We start from the raw sequence: 19,488 nt of genomic DNA on the forward strand, positions 1-19,488 counted from the left end.
TTTAGCCCTTAGCCCCTTTTGGAATAATAGGTATCAACGCTTGGCGTTTGGCGTCTGATGGCCATTGTTTTGCTCAAACTGGACTTTTCTACCTTGGTCAGGTTTAGCTGGTGCTGGGCGATGTCCGTCACGTTTATCATCACGCTTGCCATCATGCTTTTTGACCACTTCCTTGTTGTTGGCCAGTTTGGTGATGTGCTTGCTCAACGCGGCTTCCTTGCCTTCCAGGCTGGTGCGTTCACGCTTGGTAACTTTGTGGTCTTTCAGCGCAGCTTTTACGGATGCGCCCAGTTGACGCAGTTCAGTACGCAGTACACGCTCTTCGCCTTGGGTCAGCTTGCCGCTCTTGACGCCTGCGTCAATGCGCATTTCCAATTTTGGCATGTTGACATCAACGCGGTTGTGATTGGGTTGTGGTGCTGCCATGGCGGCAGAAGAGGCGAACAGTACGCTGGCAACCAGTGCGCCGGAAAAGATGGATGTCATTTTCATGGAGTTACTCCTGTTTAGGTCAGTTTAAATTTTGAAAGCTTTTTGCCTTTCGACAGGTGTAACTCTATGCCCCAATCTCGCAACAATTATGCCGTGATTGTGCAAAGATAATGGAAGTGCCGTGGGAAAAATGGCGGGGTAATTCAGCCCTCAATCCGTGCCGCCAGATGCGCCCAGTCGATTTCCTGCAAGACCCGCGCCTGGTTCTGGATGTAGTTGTGTTTCATCGCTTCGCGTTTCTGTTCCGCAGTCGTGAAACCGTGGAAGGGCAGCATGGCCTCAAAAGCAGCGTCCTGATGTGACTTGATGGGCGTGAGCACATCTTCACGGCGGGTGTGGAAAGCGTCTTCCCCTTCCGCACAGACCTGATCGAACACATTGAAATGACGGCAGGCCAGCGGGCGCATAGGGTGGACGGAACACGCGCCATCCAGCAGGAACGGGCAAACGCCGCTGCTGGCATGGTTTTCCAATTGCGGCTTGAGGCGGGCGCGTTTGTCCGGCGACATCATTTTGGTGACATACCAGTACAAACCGAGCAGTTCCAACGGGAAAATGGGGATGGTGGTGTGGCTCCGACAGCAACTGGAGCAGCCCTTGGCGCAAGCGAGTTTGCGGCCTTTATGCTCTTCCTGCTTGATGCCTTTAGCGACGCCGACATCGGCGCGGTAATAAGCCTCCAGCGCGTGGCTTAGCCATTGGTGTTCAGCTTCTGCGCCGGGAAACCGCAAGCGTTGGGGTTTGGGGTATGCCTTGGCCATCAATCATTCCCTGTTGCTGTTGTTGCCTGAAATACACGTCCCGTGCACGGCGAAGGGCTGGGTTTCGTCGGGTGATTAACCCCGTTCAGGATTGCCTGTCGTATACTCCAGTGAGTAAGTAACGGTATTGCCTGAAGATTTGCGAGGAGATACGTCATTTCTGCTGTAACCCTTTACCGCACGGTTAGCCAGTATACCCTGATTGCCGCCGCTGCGTCGCTGCTCCTAACCGGCCTGTTCGTGTGGTGGTTCCAGCCACCCTGGTTGCTGGTGGGCGGTTATGCGCTGCTGGCTTTGCTGGCCGTAGCCAGTATTCCGCTCATGTACCGCCTGTTCGGCTACCGTGCCCACGACGAAGCGGTCTGGCTGCACGAGCGTAATGTACGCGAACACCATGCATTGCTGGGTCGCCTGCAACATGCGCGTGAAAGCCTGCAAGAACTCGGCATACAGGAAGGCGTGCAGCAGGCTGATAAACTGATGGCGATTCTGGATGACTACCGTTCGGTGGTGGAAACCCGCTTCATTGGCAAAAAATTTACGCCGCTGACTTATTTGAGTGCTGCCCGCAGCGTGCAGGAACACGTCATCCAGAACCTGACCGACATGGTGGCAGTAGGCCATAGCCTGGCAGGGCTGAGCCGCCACGCCAACCAGCCCGACTTGCAGCAGGAACAGCAGCAACGCATCCATACCCTGCAGGCAGAAAACGATGAATTTTTCTCTGCCCTGAATGAAACAGCGGTGGAAATCGCCAATATCCGCTCCGTCAACCAGTTCGCCCGGCTCGACACCCTGGCGCGGTTGGTGAGTCTGGCGCAAACCGCTTCCAACACAGGAAAAAACTGACCATGAACCTGAAGAAAAACAGCGCCCTGTTTGCCCCACTCTTGCTGTTATCTGCCCTGCTGGGTGCTTGTAGTGAAAGTGTGGACACCCCGGAAAAAGCAGCCGCCAAAGTCCACGAACTGGTGCAGAACGACATCCGCCCCACCCATAACGAAAACCAGTACCGCGCCAATATCCAGCTAACCCGCACCAATTTGCTGGCCATGCTGCCTGATCTGGGAGAATTCCCGATTCTGACCAATGTAGCTGACAGCGACACCACCGAAGTGGCGGAAATCTTCACCTCGTCCGACAAAGCGGGCAAAGGCAAGGATGGTGTGTATCTGGAACTAGCCGACCGCTTCAACCGGCAAGGCCAGACCCTCAGTAACGGTAAGAAAGCCGCTATTGCTATCCGCAAGCTCGACTCCGGGCTGGGTGCGCAATTCATCATGACCGGGCAATACGTGGCGGAAGGCTATTCCCCCGCGAATACGTTGTGGGGCAGCCTGGTCAATGGCAGCGGTAGCCAGCTCACCACCATTGCCGACGTAACCGCACCTAGCGTGGCTGGCGTCATCGCCCGTAAATCCAAGCTGGATCAGATCACCACCGACGGCAAACTGGACATCGCCAAACTGCTCACCAATGTCAGCAACGGCTCGTTTGCCATGGGTTACACCAACCCTTATCAGTCCGCCACCGGGCTGAATTTCCTGATCACCGTACTGGATGCCTTCGCCCACGGCGACCAGTCGCAGATGCTGTCGCCGGATGTTGCCAGCGCGTTTGAAGCCTTCCAATTGGGCGTACCATTCGTGGCGCAGAACACCCTGCAAATGCGTGACGCGGCCATGGGCAGTGGGGTGCTGGACGGATTTGTCGGCAGCGAACAGACCTGGCTGAGCACCACCGGTATGGATGATTACCAGTTCGTACCGTTCGGCGTGCGCCACGACAACCCGCTATATGCCACCAGCGCGGCAGACCCGGCAGAACGCGAAGTGCTGCAACGCTTTGCCGATTTCATCGCCACCCAACAGGATGTGCTGAAACAGTACGGCTTCGTCACTAGCATGGATTACAAGGATTCCTACAAAATCCCGGATGGCAGCACCATCGCGCAGGCGCAAAAGCTGTGGAAGCAGAAAAAATCCGGCGGCAAACCGATCGCAGCGGTTTTCGTTACCGACATTTCTGGTTCGATGGAAGGCACCCGCATCAAGAACCTGAAAAAGGCCCTGATCGAATCCTCCGACCTGATCAGCGCCAACAATGCTATCGGGTTGGTGTCCTATAGCACTGGCGTGAATGTGGATTTGCCGATCAGCCCGTTCAATGTCCAGCAGAAATCCCTGTTCAACGGCGCTGTGGAACAGCTGACTGTTGGTGGCAAAACGGCCACCTATAGCGCTACGTTGGCAGCAGCTGACCTATTGCTGGAGTATAAGAAAACTCACCCTGGCCATAAACTGGTGATTTTTGTGCTGTCGGATGGCGAAACCAATATGGGGCTTGATTTCGACAGCACCCGCTTGCTGCTGGAGCAGGTAGGTATTCCTATCCACACCATTGCTTACGAACTCAGCTCCCCTGAACTCAAGGAAATGGCCAGCTGGGCGGAAGGCGCTTACACCGAATCCAGCACCGGTTCCGCCTCGTTCCGCATTGGCAACCTGCTGAACGCGGAAATGTAGCGGGAGGACTGTTTTTTGAAAGCACTGAAAGTCTTCGCCCTGTTCATCATTCTGCACCTGGCAGGGTGGGTGGGGGCGCATGTATACCTGACGCAGCACCCGACACAGGTGCTGCTGGTGGTGGATACTTCCTACGCACTCAAGCCGCAATTCGTGGCGATGGAGGCGTGGATCAATCGCTTACAATCAGACAGCCGCTACCAGCAAGTCATGGTGGGAACCGACAAGGCTATGCTGGGGGCACTGGACAGCATTCCATCCAAGGCGAACATTTTCCGCACGGCTTTTGGGCGTATGACGGCTGATAACCTGCAACGTTATGAAAACACGCCAGCCAGCCGGAAGATTCTGTTGTCTGATGGCAGCATTCGCCCTGCCGGTTGGGAAGTAGTCACTTTCCCGCAATAATCAGCAGATGCGCGGCAATTGCTCGCCGGGAAGCATGTCGACGATGCGCTCGCCACCGAACGCGGTTTGTAGGATGACATGGCCATCGCCTTCCACCGCTTCACCGATGATGCAGGCGTCACGACCCTCAGGAATGTGTTTCATCGCATCCAGTACAGCGGGTGCTGCATCAGCAGGAACAACAGCTACCAACTTGCCTTCGTTGGCGAGATAGAGTGGGTCTAACCCCAGGATTTCGCACATGCCGCGCACCGGCGTGCGGATCGGCAGGTATTCTTCCTTCAGCACGAAATCAACGCCGGAGCGCTCGGCAAACTCGTTCAACACAGTCGCCAGCCCGCCACGGGTAGCATCACGCAGGCAGTGAATGTCGGGGCAAACGGCAAACATCGCCTCTGTCAGCCGGTTGAGCGGAGCGCAATCGGTTTCGATGTCGGCATCCAGCGCCAGATCACCGCGCGCATTGAGAATAGCCACGCCGTGGTCGCCCAGCCAGCCGTTGACGATGATAACATCCCCTGCTTGTGCACTTCCGGCAGATGGGCTGAAACCAGCCGGAATGACACCGACCCCGGCGGTGTTGATGAATAGTTTATCTGCCCCACCGCGTTGCACTACCTTGGTATCGCCAGTAACAATTTGTACCCCTGCCTCATCTGCCGCCAGCTTCATGGCTTGCAGGATGCGGGCGAAGGTTTCCAGCGCCAAGCCTTCTTCGATGATGAAACCGCAGCTTAGATACAACGGTTTCGCGCCACCCACCGCCAGATCGTTGACCGTACCGTTGATAGCGAGTGTGCCGATATTGCCGCCGGGAAATTCCAGCGGGGTGACGACGTAGGAATCGGTGGTGAATGCCAGCCGGTCACCGTTGGCGGTGAGTTCGGTGAGTGGAATCCGTGCCTGATCTTCACCTTCCGCCAGCAATGGATTAGTAAAGGTTTGGCGGATCAGGTCATCGACCAGTTGGTGCATGGCGCGCCCGCCGCTACCGTGGGCAAGGGTGATGGAGCCGGTGAGGTTCATGCAGTTTCTCCAGCGGTTTGCAAGACTTTGTGGATCAGGGAGGCAGACAAGCGGTAATCCTCCTGCTGTAATTTGGCAATCAACGGGGAGAGGCTGGCGATTACCCCTGACTGCCTGGCTTTGAGCAATACGCCCAGGACACCAACAACAGGGATCAGGTAACTCTGTGCCACTCGCCGCCCTGAGAGTTCATCCATCAGCACACCGCACGCAAGTTTTTTTGCCAGATGCAATGCCTGGACTTCCCCTTCATCCAATGTCTGGCGCAGTTTCACGCAAAAATCATTGTCAGCGTCAGGATGCAGGGTGAAATGTTCATGGGCGAAATCACGGATCAGGCAGGCGTCGGTACGTTGCAGATGACAGGTGGCTTCATCCAATACTTTTTGTGGCAAATGAATGGCAGCAAAGATGGCAGGCAGTAATTCCAGCTGCCGTAATTTCGCCAGTGCAATCAACGGGCTGGTGTCGGCAACAATAATGGGCTTCATGTATTGAGGTAGGCCAGTTCCTGATCCAGTTCGGCGGGGTCGTAATCAACCACAGGAATACCCAGACGGCTAACATGCTCGGTGAATTCGGCGATGGACATCCGCGCCAGTTTAGCGGCCTTGCCAAGACTCATGCTGTGGGACTGGAATAGTTGGGTGGCAAGGGCAACATGGACACCAAAAGCCAGCAGGCTTTCACTGAACGGAATGCCAACAAACAACGGTTGCCCGTGTTTCGTCACCAGCGTCAGATGACCTTGTTCAACGGTGCGGCTTAACTCGCCGGTATGTTCGCGCAGGTCGCGGATGGTGAAGGTTTGCATGGTGTTGCCCTCGTGAATTTGTTACCACACATGATAGCACAAATCTGTCATGCACTCCGTTTCGCCAGCTTCCCGTATGCGTAATACGCCGCACACGACCCTTCCGGCGACACCATCAATGCCCCCAACGGTGTCTGCGGGTTGCATTCCCTGCCAAACGCAGGGCATTCCCACGGTTTCATGACACCACGTAATACGTTCGCGCATTTGAGGTGCTCCGGGTCGTGCGAACTGGCAGCCGCCTGCAAACCAAACTTTTTCTCGGCATCGTAAGCGGCATACGCTTCCCGAATCCGGATACCAGCATCGCCGATATTCCCCAGCCCGCGAAACTCGCTGTGCTCACGGGTTTCGTAGACTTCATGGATGGCTTTCAACCCAGCCACATTACCAGCCTGCGGTACAATGCGGGCGTACTGGTTTTCGACTTCACAACGACCTTCGGCAAGCTGTTTCACCAGCATCCACATGGCTTGCAGGATGTCGAGCGGCTCGAAGCCGGTAATCACCAATGGCTTGCGGTAATCACGGGTGACGAAATCATACGGTTCCACGCCAATCACCATACTGACATGACCGGGCGCGAGAAACCCATCCAGCTTCAAATCCGGGTCGGTCAGGATCGCCCGCATGGTGGCGGACGTGGTGATGTGATTGCAGAAAAGGGAAAAGTTTTTCAGCCCTTCGCGGTGCGCCTGTAACAGGGTCAACGCGGTGCTGGGCATGGTGGTTTCAAATCCGAGGGCGAAAAACACCACTTCGCGGTCAGGGTGCTTGCGAGCCAGCGCCAGCGCATCCATCGGCGAATACACCATGCGTACATCACAGCCATCAGCCTTGGCCTGCAATAGACTTTTGCGGGTTCCGGGCACGCGCATCGCATCACCGAAAGTCGTGAAAATCACATCGGGCTGTTCGGCTATCGCCACGCAGTCATCCACCCGTGCCATCGGCAACACGCACACCGGGCAGCCAGGACCGTGCACCATTTCGATGTTGTCCGGCAGCATGGATTCGATGCCGTATTTGAACAGGGTGTGAGTGTGGCCACCGCAGAATTCCATGATCTGCAAAGGTTGGCTTCGGCTACGCTCAGCCAATGGCTTCGAGGCAGCCAGTTTCTGGATCTCGTCAACCAGCTTTCTGGCTTTGGTAGGGTCGCGGAATTCATCGATGTATTTCATGCCTGCCCCTCCATTTGCCGCATGGTGTCGAGTTCGGCCTGCATGTCGCCGAGTTCTTCCAGCAGGGCGAGGGTGCGCGCGGCTTCTTCTTCGTCGAGGCGGCTCATGGCGAAACCGACGTGCACCAGCACCCAGTCACCGACGCAGTTTTCAGCCGGATGCTCGTCATCCACGATGCAGGCAATGTTGACCTCGCGCTTGACGCCGCCGACATCGACTTTGGCAAGCAGGTTGTCAGCGTCGATGATTTCGGTGATCTGACCGGGGATGCCAAGGCACATGATGCTTCTCCTTATGAAAACTTGCCGCGCAAAAAGTCCCGCCGTGAAACAGGAGACGTTTTGCCCTGCGCAATCACCGGATTATGCCCCCGATGGTCTGTCACTGCCAGCATCACATGCCGGGCGGTCAGCACTGCTGCCGCCTGATCTGCAAACTGTAAAACCGGTGAAAACAGCGAGCAGGTGTAGAAATCACCCGTTGTCGGCGCATGGTTACGCTGGCATTTATATGCGCCGGAGGGCAATTCAAGGGTAAGCGTATCCGGTGCAGCCACCACCCCCGTTTCAACCGACGGCAACCACACCAGATTCATGAACCACGGGCTGATCAACACGCCCAGCCAGCCATCGTCAAGCGGCTGAAAGCTGACCGCCTCAACTTGCAAACGCGGATTGAGGATTGGCACATCACGCATCCGGGTGTGTTCCACCTCCCGGAAATACGTCTCCAGCCCTGCAATGTGAGGATCAGCCTGCATCGTGCAACACCATGAACTGGTGCTTATCGCCGTCACATTCCGGGCAGCGCCAGTGATCGGGCAGTGCGGCGAATGGCGTTCCGGCGGGAATCTGCCAGTAGTCATCGCCTGCCGCCGGGTCGTACACATGCCAGCAGATTTTGCATTCCATGCGCGCATCCGCCGGAATACGCTCAGCATGACCAAGGTAAGAGCCTTCAAACGTGTTCAGTGATGTGCTCATTGCAGCGCCTCACGGATTTCGCGCAGACGTTCCGCACTGTCTTCCAGGTCTTCAGGTGAAGCACAAGCCACCAGTGGCACTTCCACCACTTCCAGCGTATTCAGGATCAGGGTGTCGGTGGAGTTGTAATACTGCACCCACCAGACATTTTCCACATGGGTAGCCGTGATACGGCAGTTGCCGTAACCGCGTGAGAGAATGGCGGTTTTACCGATTCCCAGTTGTTGGGTAATCAGGCCCAGATCGTCCTCGCTTAGTGGCAACAGACTCAGGTTGATGACATGGCCGAAATTCTGTTTCTGCACTTGCTCCTGCAATTCGGCCAGCAACCACGGTGCATTGATGATGGTTTCCGGCAGGCTGGCAGCATCAGGCAGTGGCACATCCATGCGGGCGAAATCGAAAGTGCCTTCGCGCACCAGTTGCGGAATCAGACCGACCTCCAGTGTTTCATACTGGCATTCCTTGTTTTCATCCAGCATGCGGTGCCACCATACGCCGGGCAAACCACTTTCCTGGATTTCTATGTGGCCGCCATCGCCAGTATCAAACAGGATGCCGACTTCACCTTCAGCCAGGATTTGTGCCAGCAACTGCTTTTCCACCGTCTGCACCCCTTCCAGTGTCAGGAAGCGCTCGGTGCCAGCCGCACCTGCGACCCGGTTGTTCAGCAGATACTGAAGCTGTTGTAACAGGTTCAGCACTCTGGGGTAATCCTGCAAATCCTCACTTTCCGGCAGGATGGCTGGCCGATAGGTCGCCATATCCTTGGGCATGGACAGGTAGTTCAGCTCCTCGTCTTCAGTCGGCTGGGAACCGATGCCGACCACAGGAATCCCCATCAGGTTCATATTCCTCATCATGCGGCTCCTTTAGTGGCAACCCGCAGCCAGAGGCGCGCCGACAACGGGAATGCCGATGCCGGGCGCTTTCGCTGGGACGGAGGAGGAAAGAAAGGCATTAATCTTGCTGAGATATACATCCCAGTTGCGCATTCGTGTAATCGTGCCGAGGTACTCGCCGTGACGCAGAAACAGCAGCGCAGGCCACTCGGTGATGCTGTATTTCGCCGCCAATTCTTTGGCGAAATTCATGTCTGCCACTCCGGCAGTCATCCGCCCGCTGAATACCTTCACGAATTCGGGCAGCACGATCGCCACATCCAGCGTTTCCGGGTAATGCTGCGGATTGGCGGGCAGAAACACCACGCTGTTTTCCTGCGTAGCGGCAAAAGCTTCCAGACTGGCCTGATCGGTCAGCAGCGGGTAGCCCAGATCAGCGGTCAAACGGTCAATCAGGTTCATGTCAGTTCCTCAAATGTTCCGGTAATTGCGGCTCACGTTCGATCAGATCGGCGAAGAAGTGCTCGAAATCCTGCCCGTCGCGGATGGCCGCCAGTGCCTGCACCGCTTGTAGGATTTGCCGGGCGCGTGTTTCCGGCAGGTATTCGCGTGCCGCGCCCTTGTACACCAGCACCCAGTCGCCTTCCTTCAGATCACACAGCAGTGAAATATCGATGGTTTCCTGTTGCCCGCCTTCGCGGCATAAGGCTACCCGATCGTCGATGGCCATGATTTGCATGGGAATGCCGATACACATCAGCCCACCAACCTTGCCAGAAAGCGTTCGTCGCCGATGCGGCAGGCTTCCTCTGCGCTGGGGCGCTGGGTTTCGTAATCGTGCAGATGCAGGGCGCTGTGGCCGGGTAAACCGCCTTGCAGCCTTTCCGCCCGTGGCGTGGCGCGGATGCCAAGTTTCGCCAGATAGTCCAGCGCAATCTGCACCGCTGGCCCGATCTGTGCTTTCACCGCCGGACGCAGGCTGCCGCCGAAATCTTCCAGTTCCACCGGCTGCACACCAACCAGCAGCAGGTGTTTGGGGTAGCGATCAAGCAGTTGCGCCATCGCCAGCACTTCCTGGAAGCCGGTCTGGTGCAGGCTCATCTTTTTCGCACCCATGAAACGCGGCACTTCGTCGTCTTCCACCAGTTTGAGCGTGCCGGGTTCGAGGCCGTAATCGATGGCGTCGAATACCACCAGTACATCAGCCTCTTCGACATGCTGCACGAGGTAGATGCCTTGCGTGCCGCCGTCCAGTAACTGCACGTTGTCGGGGAAGTTGTAGTGTGCGTGCAGGTGCTCGACTGCACGCACGCCGAAGCCTTCGTCCGCCCACAACAGGTTGCCGATTCCCAGGATCAGAACATTAGGCTGGCTCATGGGCGGTTATCCTTGAACATGCGCCAGCCGCTGATCATGGTGCTGACCAGACTCTGGCGGGACATGATGTCTTCACGGATCGCCACGTAAATGTGGGTCATGACGAACAGGATGATGTACCACATGCCCAGGTGGTGCCAGGTATGCACATCCTGACTTTGCCCGAACAGCGGGATGACCCAGCCGAAGAAAAAGCCGAACCAACTATCCGTGCCCGCGCCTTCGCTGTACAGCGCAAACCCGGTCAGGATCATGAACAGGCTGCCCATGGTCAGCATCAGGAACATGACGCCCTGTGCCAGCGGATTGTGGCCGACGTACTTGCGCGGCTCCTTTTCCAGGAACAAATACCAGCGCAGTTCAACCCAGGCCTCTTTCCAGAACTCTGCCCTGAACAGCGGGATACGGAACAACTGTCTGGCGTGATGATTGCCCACGAATGACCAGTAAAACCGCCCGACAAAACCGATGGCGAACACAAACGCCGCCGCAAAGTGGGCAAAGCGGATGTAACCCATCAGGAAGTTGGCGCTTGCCTCGCCCGGCATGGTCGGTAGCGGGCTGCCAATAAAGTAACCCGTCACCGCCAGCACGAGAATCGAGAAAGCATTAATCCAGTGCCACAGACGCACCGGCGTTTCATAGACGTAAACCGCCTGTTGTGTAGCCATGACTTACCTCCCGCGCCTGACGCTCCAGATAATGCCAACCGCCAGCAACACCGCGCCTGCTGCGACCACACCGAAGTGGAGCGGGCTGCTCATGAAGTGCTCCAGCACCGCCCAGTTGCCCATATCAGCGTGGGATCCGGGGTGCGCCAGTGCACTGCCCGCTACCGGCAACAGCGCCAGCAGGGCAAAACGGCTTTGATTGAGTTTCAGCATGATTCTTTCTCCTCCTTAGCGCACTTTGATATTGGCCATTTCCTGACCGTCAGGACTTATGACATGGGTGGAACACGCCAGACACGGGTCGAAACTGTGCAGGGTGCGCAGGATTTCCAGCGGCTGGTCGGCCACTTCCACCTTGGTATTCATGAGGGAGGCTTCAAACGCGCCGATATTGCCCGCCGGGTCACGCGGCGAACCATTCCAGGTAGTCGGAACCACACACTGGTAGTTTTTGATCTTGGTGTCTTCGATCACCACCCAGTGACCGAGCGCACCACGCGGCGCTTCAGTGAAACCAACGCCCTTGGCGGATTTCGGCCAGCTGGTCGGCTCCCACTTGTCGATATTGGCCGTCGCCAGATCGCCTGCCTTGATATTGGCCACCAGCTTGTCCTGGAAGTAACGCATCTTGTGCGCTGCCCAGGAAGCTTCCAGCCCTCGCGCTGCAGTACGGCCCAGTGTGGAGAACAGGGCATTCAGCGGCAGGCCGAGGGTGGAAAGCAGACGATCGACGGGTTCCTTGAACTCAGGGTTGCCCTGTGCGTAACCGATGATATAACGCGCTAGCGGGCCGACCTCCATGGCATGACCTTTCCAGCGCGGAGCCTTGATCCAGGAGTACTTGGCGGCTTCGTCGAGGGACTCAATATTAGTGCTGCTTCCTTTGGTGTTCGGCCCCAGCTGGTAATTTGGCTCGGTGACACCATCCCACGGATGCAGCCCCTTGCTTTCATCCGGGTACTGATACCAGGAGTGGGTAACAAACTCCTGAATCTCCTCCGGATTGCGCAGGTCAATCGGGTGGATTTCATTCAGGTTGCCGTTAATGATGGCGCCATGCGGCATCAACAGATTGGACGGAGAGTAATCGTTGGCCTTGTCGGGAATGTCACCGTAAGACATGACGGAGGTCGAAGACAAACCACCGCCGTACAGCCAGCCCTTGTAGAACGAGGCAATCGCGATCAGGTCAGGAATGTAAACCTTGTCGATGAACTCGATGGTCTGGTCGATAATGCTGGAAACCAGATTCAGGCGTTCAATATTCACCGCGCCAACCGCGCCGGTATCGTGGACGTTGATCGCGCACGGCATCCCGCCCACCAACCAGTTCGGATGCGGATTTTTACCCCCATAAACGGTATGGATCTTGACCAACTCTTTCTGGAAATCGAGTGCTTCCAGATAGTGGGTGACTGCCATCAGGTTGGCTTCCGGCGGCAATTTGTAGGCCGGATTGCCCCAGTAACCGTTCATGAAAGGCCCAAGCTGGCCGGATTCCACGAATTTCTTGATACGGTTCTGGATGTCACGGAAATAACCGGGCGATGACCTCGGCCAATCAGAAATGCTTTGCGCCAGCTCGGAAGTCGCTTTCGGGTCGGCATTCAACGCCGACACCACATCCACCCAGTCAAGCGCATGCAGGTGATAGAAATGCACCAGATGGTCATGCACCTGCAAACACAACTGCATGATGTTACGGATGGAATTGGCATTTTCCGGAATCTGGATACCCAACGCATCTTCCACCGCGCGGCAGGAAGTCAGCGCGTGCGTGCCGGTACAAACACCACATATCCGTTCGGTGAATGCCCATGCGTCGCGGGGATCACGACCACGCAGGATCACTTCCAGCCCACGCCACATGGTACCGGTGGAAACCGCATTGCGGATGACATTGTTCTCGTCGAGATTGACCTCGCAACGCATGTGGCCTTCGATGCGTGTCACCGGATCGACGACCACGCGACGGCCACTGTTATCCAGGTTGAAACCGTTGGGTGTATTGAGTGTGCCCATTATTGATCACCTCCCTTGTCCTTGCGTTGCGCATGTTTGACAGCGCTGATGGCAGCGTGCGCAGCAACAGCAGCACCTACCACGCCAGCGACACCCATACCCACCTGATCAGCATTGGCTTCGATACCAAACTGGTTAATGTCTGTCAGACGGTCATAGAAACTGCCCTTATCCCAGAAACCGTCTTCAGAGCAGCCGATACAGCCATGCCCGGACTGGATCGGAAACGACACCCCGCCATTCCAGCGCACCGTCGAACAGGCGTTGTAAGTGGTCGGGCCTTTGCAACCGACTTTGTACAGGCAATAACCTTTGCGGGCGGACTCGTCGTCCCACTGTTCCACAAACTGCCCGGCATCAAAGTGCGGGCGGCGGTAACATTTGTCGTGGATACGCTGGCCGTAAAACATTTTCGGGCGACCCTGACGGTCAAGCTCGGGAATACGGTCAAAGGTGAGCATGTAGGTAATTACCCCGGTCATGACTTCCGCAATCGGCGGGCAACCGGGAACCTTGATGATCGGCTTGTCGGTAATGACTTTATGTACCGGCGTGGCACGGGTCGGGTTCGGTTTGGCAGCCTGCACACAACCCCAGGACGCACAGGAACCCCAGGAAATAATGGCTTTACAATCCTTGGCGGCCCGTTTCAGCTGCTCGACGAATGGTTTGCCGCCGATAATACAGGACATGCCATCCTGGTTTAGCGGCGGGTTCCCCTCAACCGCGAGGATGTAGTTGCCTTTGTATTTTTCGATAATCTCGTCGAGGATCGCTTCGGCCTGATGCCCTGCTGCGGCCATCAGCGTATCGTCGTAATCCAGCGAAATCATCGACAGCACCACGTCTTTCGCCAGCGGGTGCGCGGAACGGATGAAGGATTCCGAGCAACAGGTGCATTCCAGCCCGTGCAACCACAGGACAGGAGTACGCGGTTTGGTTTCCATCGCTGCGACGATTTTCGGTGCGAATGCTGGCCCCAGCCCCAAAGCGGCGGCAGTCAGGCTACAGTATTTCAGGAAGCTACGACGGGTAATGCCCTGGCGGCGCATCACGTCGTAAAAGGTTTCTAGTTCAGGCATGTTACTCCTCCTACCTGCCATGTGATTACCAGTGGGGTAATGCATTGAGGTATAGCAAGAGCCGTGCCATTCGGTTATATGGCTGTTTTTACTGAGGATTCTTTATTTTTTTGATGTCTCAATGGAAAGCTTGTTTGCAGTTCCAGAAACACGAGCGGAAGGACTATAACCACCATCTCATGAAAACGGGTTGATGATGGTCAGCGTCTCAATTTTCTGCTGGTGCTGTAAATCTTCACTGTAGAGTGTGTGACACCCACACTCCAGCGCAGCGGTGATGATCAGCGAATCATACCAACTGAACCGCCAGCGTTCTTTTATACCCAGCCCGCGTCGGTAGAAATCCTCGCCAGGATAATAGTCACATAACCAGTTCAGAGTGGTTTGCTGGTAATGCTGAGCCTGTTCCGCTGTCATGGGTGGCTCGAATTTACGCAAAGCCGTGTTCAGAAACTCCTGCATGACCTGAAAGCTGATGCAGCCTTTGCCCAGCAAAGCTTCCTCCACCAGATGGATAGCAACTGATTGTTTGGCGGGAGCCGTTTTGTCAAACGTATACAGCAGGATATTGGTATCGAGGAAAAACTTACCGTCTTTCATTCATCTCATCCCGGCTGAATTTACGCCCGCCGGTGGAAACGCCCGACAAATCCTGCATTAGCTGACGGTATGCCTGCACCCGTTGACGCCCTTCGCTTTCCGTATCGGTATATTGCCGTAGCCATTTGCGGAACTCGGCATTCAGCGTTGTCTTTTGGGCGCGGGCTTTTTCCCGCGCGGATTCAATCAGGTAGCCGTCAGCACTGAGGGTAATGTTGCGCATGGGATTCGGCCTCATTAGGTAACACGATCTCCAGTGTACACGATTTTCGTGTTATCTTCACCCTATTGGGAAAACCACCGGATTTGTAACAGCTCAGTGCGCGGTGCAAACCATGCAGGGGTCAAATGAACGCACGACATGCTGCACACTGACCGGCTCGCTTTCATCGGGGCGGATGGGTGCATTAACCAGTGCCTGTTCCAGCGCCCCCGGCACACCCTTGCAATCACGCGGGGAAAAATTCCAGCTGGTCGGCGCGACAATCTGGTAATTGAAGATGTATTTGTGACGCACCGTCACCCAGTGGCCGAGGCTGCCACGGGCAGCTTCCACCAGCCCTGCGCCGCTGGCGTCTGCCGGTAATTTGGCTGGCTGGTAAAACGGCTCGCCGGGTTGAATGGCTTTGATCCACTGTTCCATCTGCAGGATCACCAGCGTCAGTTCCAACAGGCGGGCAATCACACGATTTTGCACATTGCCGCCAGACTGGGCGACAAGGGCGCGGATCAGCGGATGCCCGTTCACCATCTGCCGCGCCAGCGCGCCGGTTTCGACCACTTGGCCAGCAAGACGCGGAGCCTTGTTCCAGCTATACGCTTCCGGTTTGTTGTAATCGGGTAAGGTAACGCCCTGACTGGGGTGTAAGGGTTCGCTGCCGCCACTCATCCAGCTGGCGTGCAGGTCTTCGTGAATCTGGTCGAAAGGGATGGCTTGTACGCTGCCTGTATCCGGCTGCCAAACGCCTTGCGCGAACAGATGGCTACCCTGCTCTCCCGCCTGCCGGTATGCGCCGTAGCTCATGAAACGGTCGGTCGCCCTGCCCAGCTTTTCCAGTTCCAACGCGCGGGCGATATGCAGGAAATGGCGGAAATCACTGCCCACCGGATTGCCGTTTTCCAGCCAGCTTTCCAGTGCAGGGATAGCGTCGAGTGCGGCCACAGCCTCCAACGTATCGCCGAACAGCGTGGTTTCCAGAAAGCGGCGGAATTGCTGCACGATCGTCAGCAGGCGAACTTTTTCACGGCTGTCGACACCCTTGCTCACCCCGCCGGGTTGCAGGTTGAGGGTATGCGGCCAGTGTCCGCCGAGTGTGCCCATCAGGTGCATAAAGGCGGCGCGGGCGGGCAATACATCCCGTGTCGCCGTACCCTTGATGGCGGTGAAACGGTCGACGGCAGCGGCGTACCAGCTTTCCCCGGCATACACTTCGCGGGCGAAATCCGGCATGAAAAACAGGTAGAAATGTGTCAGGTGATCAGCGAGGTTTTCACAGGCCAGCAGCAGGTTGAGGCAGTACTGGCCATTGGGTGGGGCGGTGACTCCGGCCATGTCCGCCAGCGCGTAGGCGGCAGCGACCGACTGCGAGATGGAGCAGATGCCGCAGATGCGGGGGGTGATGACCAGCGCATCATCCGGTGTTTTGCCCTGCATGATCTGCTCGAAACCGCGATACATCGGCACGCGCACCCAGGCTTCGCGCACCCGGTCGGCGTCCATGTCGAGCTGGACTTCGAGGTCGCCTTCGACGCGGTTGAAAGGGCCGAGGAGTTTGCGGGTCATCAGCATCCATCCTCATTAAATTCCACATCCGAATGTAAATCGCCTTTTATTAACTTAATCTTTTTCCTAAAGTTTTCTGCCTTCGGGTGATTTTCTGGATTATCCGGCAACCTCACAAATGAATAAGAATCAATATTACTATTTTCTGAAATAACACGACCATCAGGCTCTATCATGATATGACCATATTCAAATAAATGATCATGATTCTTACACAACAATATTCCATTTCTTATTGTGTCATTACCTCCACATTTCACAGGGATAATATGAGCAGCGACCAAAGGATTTCTAGTTACACAAAGGGCACATTCACCACCATATGCATCGAAAACAATCTTTCTGAAAAATCCACTTCTAACAGGTCTTATTTGAATTTTTTCCTCAAAGGAACGCCCCAACCCATACGGCTGATCTGCATCAATATTGTTCAATGATTGAATTACTATTTTTCCATTCTCATACATTTTCAATATGGGCAATGATTCATAGCGTTTAGCTCCAACATCTAGAAGCTTCAACTTCCCCTTTACTAGAACGCCCAATCTCATTTCATTTTTATTATGATACATTTCCCATAAAACTATAAATAGGGAATCTTCAGGCTCATCAACGATCAGGGTTTTACTTATTAAGTATCCACGATTTTCTCTAAAAACGGCATCAATCGCATCAAGCAGCAATTGTTTGGTGAAATATTTTCTTTCAACACAGACGGACATCATGAGCTCCCTCTACTGATCCATACCTTTTGCCATCTTTCCCAATCAAAAACGCTCACCCCATACCGCATAAAGGTTCCTGAATTTAGAAGCCGTAGTTCATGTATAGTCTTTTCATTTTAGTCAGCTACAATAGGACGGATGATCAACTTCCCCATCCTTCATCATGCCGACTTACTACTCTAAGGATCTCCGTGAACGTGTTGTTGCTGCCTATGACAAGAGCAAACATAAATCCCACGTTTGTGGGACGTTTTCCATAGCCCGCAGCACCCTGGACAAATGGTTGGCCCTGAGGGAAGAAACCGGCAGCCTCCAACCCCGGACACATCCCCGCCCTGGGCACAGCCATAAGGTGAAAGACGTTGAAGCTTTTCGGCAATGGGTGGAGAGCGAAACCCCGTTTGAACGCATCGAGGATTTGCTGCCACGCTTTGAAGCGCATTATGGCAAGGCCATTTCTTATCGTGGCCTGCATAAATGGCTGCAACGGATCGGCTGGAGCCATAAAAAAAACGTGGCTCAATATGCGTTTCAGGGTCTTGTTTTCCCCGGCATTGCAAACGTGATGGATAGCGGTAAAGTTAGTCATTTCCGATAGCCAAGGAGAGGCTTTATGACCTCGCTCATCAGTATTTCCAGCCTGACCAGTGATGCCGCCTGTTTCGAGCAAGTCCGTTCCGTGCGTTGGCCTAATGGGGTGATTTGTCCGCACTGCGGTTCACAGGACACTATCCGTCGAGGCAAGGATGACACCCAGCAGGAACGCCAGCGTTACCAGTGTAAGGATTGCCAAAAGCGTTTTGATGACCTGACGGGAACGGTGTTTGAAGGCCACCACCAGCCGCTGAAGGTGTGGGTGTTGTGCCTGTACCTGATGTCGTTGAAACTGTCCAACCAACAAATCGCCCGCGAATTGGGGTTGAACAAGGATGATGTTCAGGCGATGACGGAACAGTTACGGCGTGGTGTCGAAGAAAAAAAACGCCAGTAAACCTGTTTGGGAATGTTGAATTTGATGAGGTTTATGTCAAGGCTGGACACAAGGGAAACCCCGAAGCCGTCGCGGATGCTGGGCGTGAAGGTCGCCGCCGCGCCCTGAAAGGTGCGCCGGGGCGTGGGACACTGGAAAAGGACAAACCACCCATTTTCGGCATGATCCAGCGTTCCGGGGAGGTCGTGATCCGTATGCTGGCGAATGTGAAACAGACGACGATCAAGCCGTTGATTGTGGAAACGGTGGCAGCAGGCACGCTGGTCTACACCGATGAGTACAACATTTACAGCCGATTGGAAGAATGGGGCTATGCCCACAAAACCGTCAACCATGGCGCAGGCGAATATGCCCGTGACGAAGATGGTGACGGTTTCCATGAAGTCCACGTCAATACGATGGAAGGTTTTTGGTCACTGTTACGCTCATGGTTACGACCTCATCGGGGGATCTCACAAGAAAAGCTACCGTGTTACCTTGCATTCTTCGAGTCTCTTCACAACATCAGGAAACGGGGGCAAGCTGCCTTACAGTCCTTGCTTTCGCTGCTGTTGGGATAAGACCCTGAAACGCATATTGAGCCAAAAACGTTCTTTCTACCAGCAAGCCAAACCGCTAGACCGCTGGGTTTTCCTGTGGCTACTTGGGCATCTGGAGAAAAAATACGGTCAGGATCATATCCTGTTTGCGGACGAGGCAGGATTCTACAGTACCGAACGCTATGAGTGGGGCTGGGCAAAAAAAGGGGAGCCTTGTGACATCCCCCGCCCTGGAGGCCGGGGACATAAACGCAACTGGATCAGCGCTATCCGCGCCTCTGATCAAAGCTGGCAAATGCCGTGGGTAGTGACCGGCAACATTAACCGGATGATTGTTGAACAATGGTTGGAAGCCTTGGGAAAATCGTTGCAGCAAGGTCAGGAAAAGCCCAAACCTTATGTGCTTGTCTGGGACAATGCGAGCTTCCATTTAGGCGGTGACCTGGAGGCGATTGCCATGAAATACCAGATTCGTATCATTCAGTTACCCGCTTATTCGCCTGATCTCAACCCCATCGAGCAATGCTGGGCAACCTTGAAACATTATGCGCGTCTGGCCATGGGAAAAGGTAGCACCCTGGACGACGCGATTGATTACGCATTCAACAGACAAAGTGTAGCCGACTAAAATGAAAAGACTATAGCAGAACTCCCCTCAGCAAC

26 protein-coding genes and 1 pseudogene are annotated in these 19,488 nt (G+C 55.2%); 6 read left to right on the forward strand and 21 right to left on the reverse strand.

From position 1 onward, the window contains the following. Positions 1-33 precede the first annotated feature (33 nt). Together THINI_RS01165 and THINI_RS01170 are read right to left on the reverse strand one after the other, a co-directional pair. The gene (locus tag THINI_RS01165) at positions 34-492 is read right to left on the reverse strand and encodes a hypothetical protein (RefSeq protein WP_002706856.1); all 459 of its coding nucleotides are present in this window, start codon (positions 490-492) and stop codon (positions 34-36) included. A 143-nt stretch (positions 493-635) separates the two neighbouring features. Further along, the gene (locus tag THINI_RS01170) at positions 636-1,253 is read right to left on the reverse strand and encodes a YkgJ family cysteine cluster protein (RefSeq protein ID WP_002706857.1); all 618 of its coding nucleotides are present in this window, start codon (positions 1,251-1,253) and stop codon (positions 636-638) included. A gap of 240 nt (positions 1,254-1,493) precedes the next feature. Between THINI_RS01170 and THINI_RS01175 the strand changes: the two genes are divergently transcribed. Genes THINI_RS01175 through THINI_RS01185 form a run of 3 tightly spaced genes read left to right on the forward strand, consistent with a single transcriptional unit; the run spans position 1,494 to position 4,186 of the window. Then, positions 1,494-2,102: a hypothetical protein gene (locus tag THINI_RS01175; RefSeq protein WP_002706858.1), complete on the forward strand. Its 609-nt coding sequence runs from the start codon at positions 1,494-1,496 to the stop codon at positions 2,100-2,102. A gap of 2 nt (positions 2,103-2,104) precedes the next feature. Then, positions 2,105-3,778, forward strand: a complete 1,674-nt coding sequence (locus tag THINI_RS01180; RefSeq protein WP_002706859.1) for a VWA domain-containing protein — start codon at positions 2,105-2,107, stop codon at positions 3,776-3,778. A 15-nt stretch (positions 3,779-3,793) separates the two neighbouring features. Beyond that, complete coding sequence (locus THINI_RS01185; RefSeq protein ID WP_002706860.1) at positions 3,794-4,186, forward strand: hypothetical protein; 393 nt, start codon at positions 3,794-3,796, stop codon at positions 4,184-4,186. Here THINI_RS01185 and hypE read toward each other — a convergent pair whose 3' ends face one another. The 19 genes from hypE to THINI_RS23025 all read right to left on the reverse strand — a co-directional run bounded on the left by hypE (position 4,187) and on the right by THINI_RS23025 (position 17,295). Beyond that, positions 4,187-5,212: a hydrogenase expression/formation protein HypE gene (hypE, locus tag THINI_RS01190; protein ID WP_002706861.1), complete on the reverse strand. Its 1,026-nt coding sequence runs from the start codon at positions 5,210-5,212 to the stop codon at positions 4,187-4,189. It lies immediately after the preceding gene. Next, the gene (locus tag THINI_RS01195) at positions 5,209-5,703 is read right to left on the reverse strand and encodes a PIN domain-containing protein (RefSeq protein ID WP_002706862.1); all 495 of its coding nucleotides are present in this window, start codon (positions 5,701-5,703) and stop codon (positions 5,209-5,211) included. Before THINI_RS01195 ends, hypE begins: the two co-directional genes overlap by 4 nt. Then, the gene (locus THINI_RS01200) at positions 5,700-6,026 is read right to left on the reverse strand and encodes a type II toxin-antitoxin system prevent-host-death family antitoxin (RefSeq protein ID WP_002706863.1); all 327 of its coding nucleotides are present in this window, start codon (positions 6,024-6,026) and stop codon (positions 5,700-5,702) included. The genes THINI_RS01195 and THINI_RS01200 overlap by 4 nt, the downstream gene beginning before the upstream one ends. A gap of 47 nt (positions 6,027-6,073) precedes the next feature. Beyond that, positions 6,074-7,210: a hydrogenase formation protein HypD gene (gene hypD / locus THINI_RS01205; protein WP_002706864.1), complete on the reverse strand. Its 1,137-nt coding sequence runs from the start codon at positions 7,208-7,210 to the stop codon at positions 6,074-6,076. After that, a complete protein-coding gene (locus THINI_RS01210; protein ID WP_002706865.1) occupies positions 7,207-7,491 on the reverse strand; it encodes a HypC/HybG/HupF family hydrogenase formation chaperone in 285 nt (94 codons plus the stop codon). Before THINI_RS01210 ends, hypD begins: the two co-directional genes overlap by 4 nt. A gap of 11 nt (positions 7,492-7,502) precedes the next feature. Further along, on the reverse strand, positions 7,503-7,970 hold the full coding sequence (gene hybE / locus THINI_RS01215; protein ID WP_040838936.1) for a [NiFe]-hydrogenase assembly chaperone HybE: 468 nt from the start codon (positions 7,968-7,970) through the stop codon (positions 7,503-7,505). Then, on the reverse strand, positions 7,960-8,193 hold the full coding sequence (locus THINI_RS01220) for a rubredoxin (protein WP_040838939.1): 234 nt from the start codon (positions 8,191-8,193) through the stop codon (positions 7,960-7,962). Before THINI_RS01220 ends, hybE begins: the two co-directional genes overlap by 11 nt. Continuing rightward, positions 8,190-9,056 (reverse strand): hydrogenase expression/formation protein, encoded by an 867-nt coding sequence (locus tag THINI_RS01225; RefSeq protein ID WP_081485735.1) that lies wholly within the window; start codon positions 9,054-9,056, stop codon positions 8,190-8,192. The genes THINI_RS01220 and THINI_RS01225 overlap by 4 nt, the downstream gene beginning before the upstream one ends. Before the next feature lie 9 nt (positions 9,057-9,065). Then, on the reverse strand, positions 9,066-9,497 hold the full coding sequence (locus THINI_RS01230) for a thioredoxin domain-containing protein (RefSeq protein ID WP_002706867.1): 432 nt from the start codon (positions 9,495-9,497) through the stop codon (positions 9,066-9,068). A 1-nt stretch (position 9,498) separates the two neighbouring features. Beyond that, on the reverse strand, positions 9,499-9,792 hold the full coding sequence (locus THINI_RS01235; RefSeq protein ID WP_002706868.1) for a HypC/HybG/HupF family hydrogenase formation chaperone: 294 nt from the start codon (positions 9,790-9,792) through the stop codon (positions 9,499-9,501). Continuing rightward, positions 9,792-10,412, reverse strand: a complete 621-nt coding sequence (locus tag THINI_RS01240) for a HyaD/HybD family hydrogenase maturation endopeptidase (RefSeq protein ID WP_002706869.1) — start codon at positions 10,410-10,412, stop codon at positions 9,792-9,794. Before THINI_RS01240 ends, THINI_RS01235 begins: the two co-directional genes overlap by 1 nt. Then, entirely contained in the window at positions 10,409-11,083 is a 675-nt protein-coding gene (gene cybH, locus THINI_RS01245) for a Ni/Fe-hydrogenase, b-type cytochrome subunit (RefSeq protein WP_002706870.1), read from the reverse strand. The genes THINI_RS01240 and cybH overlap by 4 nt, the downstream gene beginning before the upstream one ends. A gap of 3 nt (positions 11,084-11,086) precedes the next feature. After that, complete coding sequence (locus THINI_RS23020) at positions 11,087-11,296, reverse strand: hypothetical protein (protein ID WP_002706871.1); 210 nt, start codon at positions 11,294-11,296, stop codon at positions 11,087-11,089. A gap of 15 nt (positions 11,297-11,311) precedes the next feature. Then, entirely contained in the window at positions 11,312-13,105 is a 1,794-nt protein-coding gene (locus THINI_RS01250) for a nickel-dependent hydrogenase large subunit (protein ID WP_002706872.1), read from the reverse strand. Next, positions 13,105-14,187, reverse strand: coding sequence for a hydrogenase small subunit (locus THINI_RS01255; protein WP_002706873.1), 1,083 nt, complete (start codon positions 14,185-14,187; stop codon positions 13,105-13,107). The genes THINI_RS01250 and THINI_RS01255 overlap by 1 nt, the downstream gene beginning before the upstream one ends. Before the next feature lie 177 nt (positions 14,188-14,364). Continuing rightward, the gene (locus THINI_RS01260; RefSeq protein ID WP_002706874.1) at positions 14,365-14,787 is read right to left on the reverse strand and encodes a PIN domain-containing protein; all 423 of its coding nucleotides are present in this window, start codon (positions 14,785-14,787) and stop codon (positions 14,365-14,367) included. Next, the gene (locus tag THINI_RS01265; protein WP_002706875.1) at positions 14,774-15,010 is read right to left on the reverse strand and encodes a hypothetical protein; all 237 of its coding nucleotides are present in this window, start codon (positions 15,008-15,010) and stop codon (positions 14,774-14,776) included. Before THINI_RS01265 ends, THINI_RS01260 begins: the two co-directional genes overlap by 14 nt. 93 nt (positions 15,011-15,103) lie before the next feature. After that, the gene (locus THINI_RS01270) at positions 15,104-16,570 is read right to left on the reverse strand and encodes a nickel-dependent hydrogenase large subunit (protein ID WP_002706876.1); all 1,467 of its coding nucleotides are present in this window, start codon (positions 16,568-16,570) and stop codon (positions 15,104-15,106) included. Then, a complete protein-coding gene (locus THINI_RS23025) occupies positions 16,570-17,295 on the reverse strand; it encodes an HNH endonuclease (protein ID WP_002706877.1) in 726 nt (241 codons plus the stop codon). The genes THINI_RS01270 and THINI_RS23025 overlap by 1 nt, the downstream gene beginning before the upstream one ends. 163 nt (positions 17,296-17,458) lie before the next feature. Between THINI_RS23025 and THINI_RS01280 the strand changes: the two genes are divergently transcribed. The 3 genes and pseudogenes from THINI_RS01280 (at position 17,459) to THINI_RS01295 (ending at position 19,453) form a co-directional block, all read left to right on the forward strand. Further along, entirely contained in the window at positions 17,459-17,893 is a 435-nt protein-coding gene (locus THINI_RS01280; protein ID WP_050987972.1) for a helix-turn-helix domain-containing protein, read from the forward strand. A gap of 15 nt (positions 17,894-17,908) precedes the next feature. Further along, positions 17,909-18,846 (forward strand): annotated as a pseudogene (locus THINI_RS27110) (IS1595 family transposase). A 16-nt stretch (positions 18,847-18,862) separates the two neighbouring features. Next, on the forward strand, positions 18,863-19,453 hold the full coding sequence (locus THINI_RS01295; RefSeq protein WP_050987973.1) for an IS630 family transposase: 591 nt from the start codon (positions 18,863-18,865) through the stop codon (positions 19,451-19,453). Positions 19,454-19,488: the final 35 nt, after the last annotated feature.

The sequence above is a fragment of the Thiothrix nivea DSM 5205 genome, assembly GCF_000260135.1.
Taxonomy (GTDB): Bacteria; Pseudomonadota; Gammaproteobacteria; order Thiotrichales; family Thiotrichaceae; genus Thiothrix; species Thiothrix nivea.

Coding starts and splice junctions, on each gene's coding strand:
- THINI_RS01165 (WP_002706856.1), bottom strand. CDS start 492: ATGAAAATGACATCCATCTTTTCCGGCGCACTGGTTGCCAGCGTACTG.
- THINI_RS01170 (WP_002706857.1), bottom strand. CDS start 1,253: ATGGCCAAGGCATACCCCAAACCCCAACGCTTGCGGTTTCCCGGCGCA.
- THINI_RS01180 (WP_002706859.1), top strand. CDS start 2,105: ATGAACCTGAAGAAAAACAGCGCCCTGTTTGCCCCACTCTTGCTGTTA.
- hypE (WP_002706861.1), bottom strand. CDS start 5,212: ATGAACCTCACCGGCTCCATCACCCTTGCCCACGGTAGCGGCGGGCGC.
- THINI_RS01195 (WP_002706862.1), bottom strand. CDS start 5,703: ATGAAGCCCATTATTGTTGCCGACACCAGCCCGTTGATTGCACTGGCG.
- THINI_RS01200 (WP_002706863.1), bottom strand. CDS start 6,026: ATGCAAACCTTCACCATCCGCGACCTGCGCGAACATACCGGCGAGTTA.
- hypD (WP_002706864.1), bottom strand. CDS start 7,210: ATGAAATACATCGATGAATTCCGCGACCCTACCAAAGCCAGAAAGCTG.
- THINI_RS01210 (WP_002706865.1), bottom strand. CDS start 7,491: ATGTGCCTTGGCATCCCCGGTCAGATCACCGAAATCATCGACGCTGAC.
- hybE (WP_040838936.1), bottom strand. CDS start 7,970: ATGCAGGCTGATCCTCACATTGCAGGGCTGGAGACGTATTTCCGGGAG.
- THINI_RS01220 (WP_040838939.1), bottom strand. CDS start 8,193: ATGAGCACATCACTGAACACGTTTGAAGGCTCTTACCTTGGTCATGCT.
- THINI_RS01225 (WP_081485735.1), bottom strand. CDS start 9,056: ATGATGAGGAATATGAACCTGATGGGGATTCCTGTGGTCGGCATCGGT.
- THINI_RS01230 (WP_002706867.1), bottom strand. CDS start 9,497: ATGAACCTGATTGACCGTTTGACCGCTGATCTGGGCTACCCGCTGCTG.
- THINI_RS01235 (WP_002706868.1), bottom strand. CDS start 9,792: ATGTGTATCGGCATTCCCATGCAAATCATGGCCATCGACGATCGGGTA.
- THINI_RS01240 (WP_002706869.1), bottom strand. CDS start 10,412: ATGAGCCAGCCTAATGTTCTGATCCTGGGAATCGGCAACCTGTTGTGG.
- cybH (WP_002706870.1), bottom strand. CDS start 11,083: ATGGCTACACAACAGGCGGTTTACGTCTATGAAACGCCGGTGCGTCTG.
- THINI_RS23020 (WP_002706871.1), bottom strand. CDS start 11,296: ATGCTGAAACTCAATCAAAGCCGTTTTGCCCTGCTGGCGCTGTTGCCG.
- THINI_RS01250 (WP_002706872.1), bottom strand. CDS start 13,105: ATGGGCACACTCAATACACCCAACGGTTTCAACCTGGATAACAGTGGC.
- THINI_RS01255 (WP_002706873.1), bottom strand. CDS start 14,187: ATGCCTGAACTAGAAACCTTTTACGACGTGATGCGCCGCCAGGGCATT.
- THINI_RS01260 (WP_002706874.1), bottom strand. CDS start 14,787: ATGAAAGACGGTAAGTTTTTCCTCGATACCAATATCCTGCTGTATACG.
- THINI_RS01265 (WP_002706875.1), bottom strand. CDS start 15,010: ATGCGCAACATTACCCTCAGTGCTGACGGCTACCTGATTGAATCCGCG.
- THINI_RS01270 (WP_002706876.1), bottom strand. CDS start 16,570: ATGACCCGCAAACTCCTCGGCCCTTTCAACCGCGTCGAAGGCGACCTC.
- THINI_RS23025 (WP_002706877.1), bottom strand. CDS start 17,295: ATGATGTCCGTCTGTGTTGAAAGAAAATATTTCACCAAACAATTGCTG.
- THINI_RS01280 (WP_050987972.1), top strand. CDS start 17,459: ATGCCGACTTACTACTCTAAGGATCTCCGTGAACGTGTTGTTGCTGCC.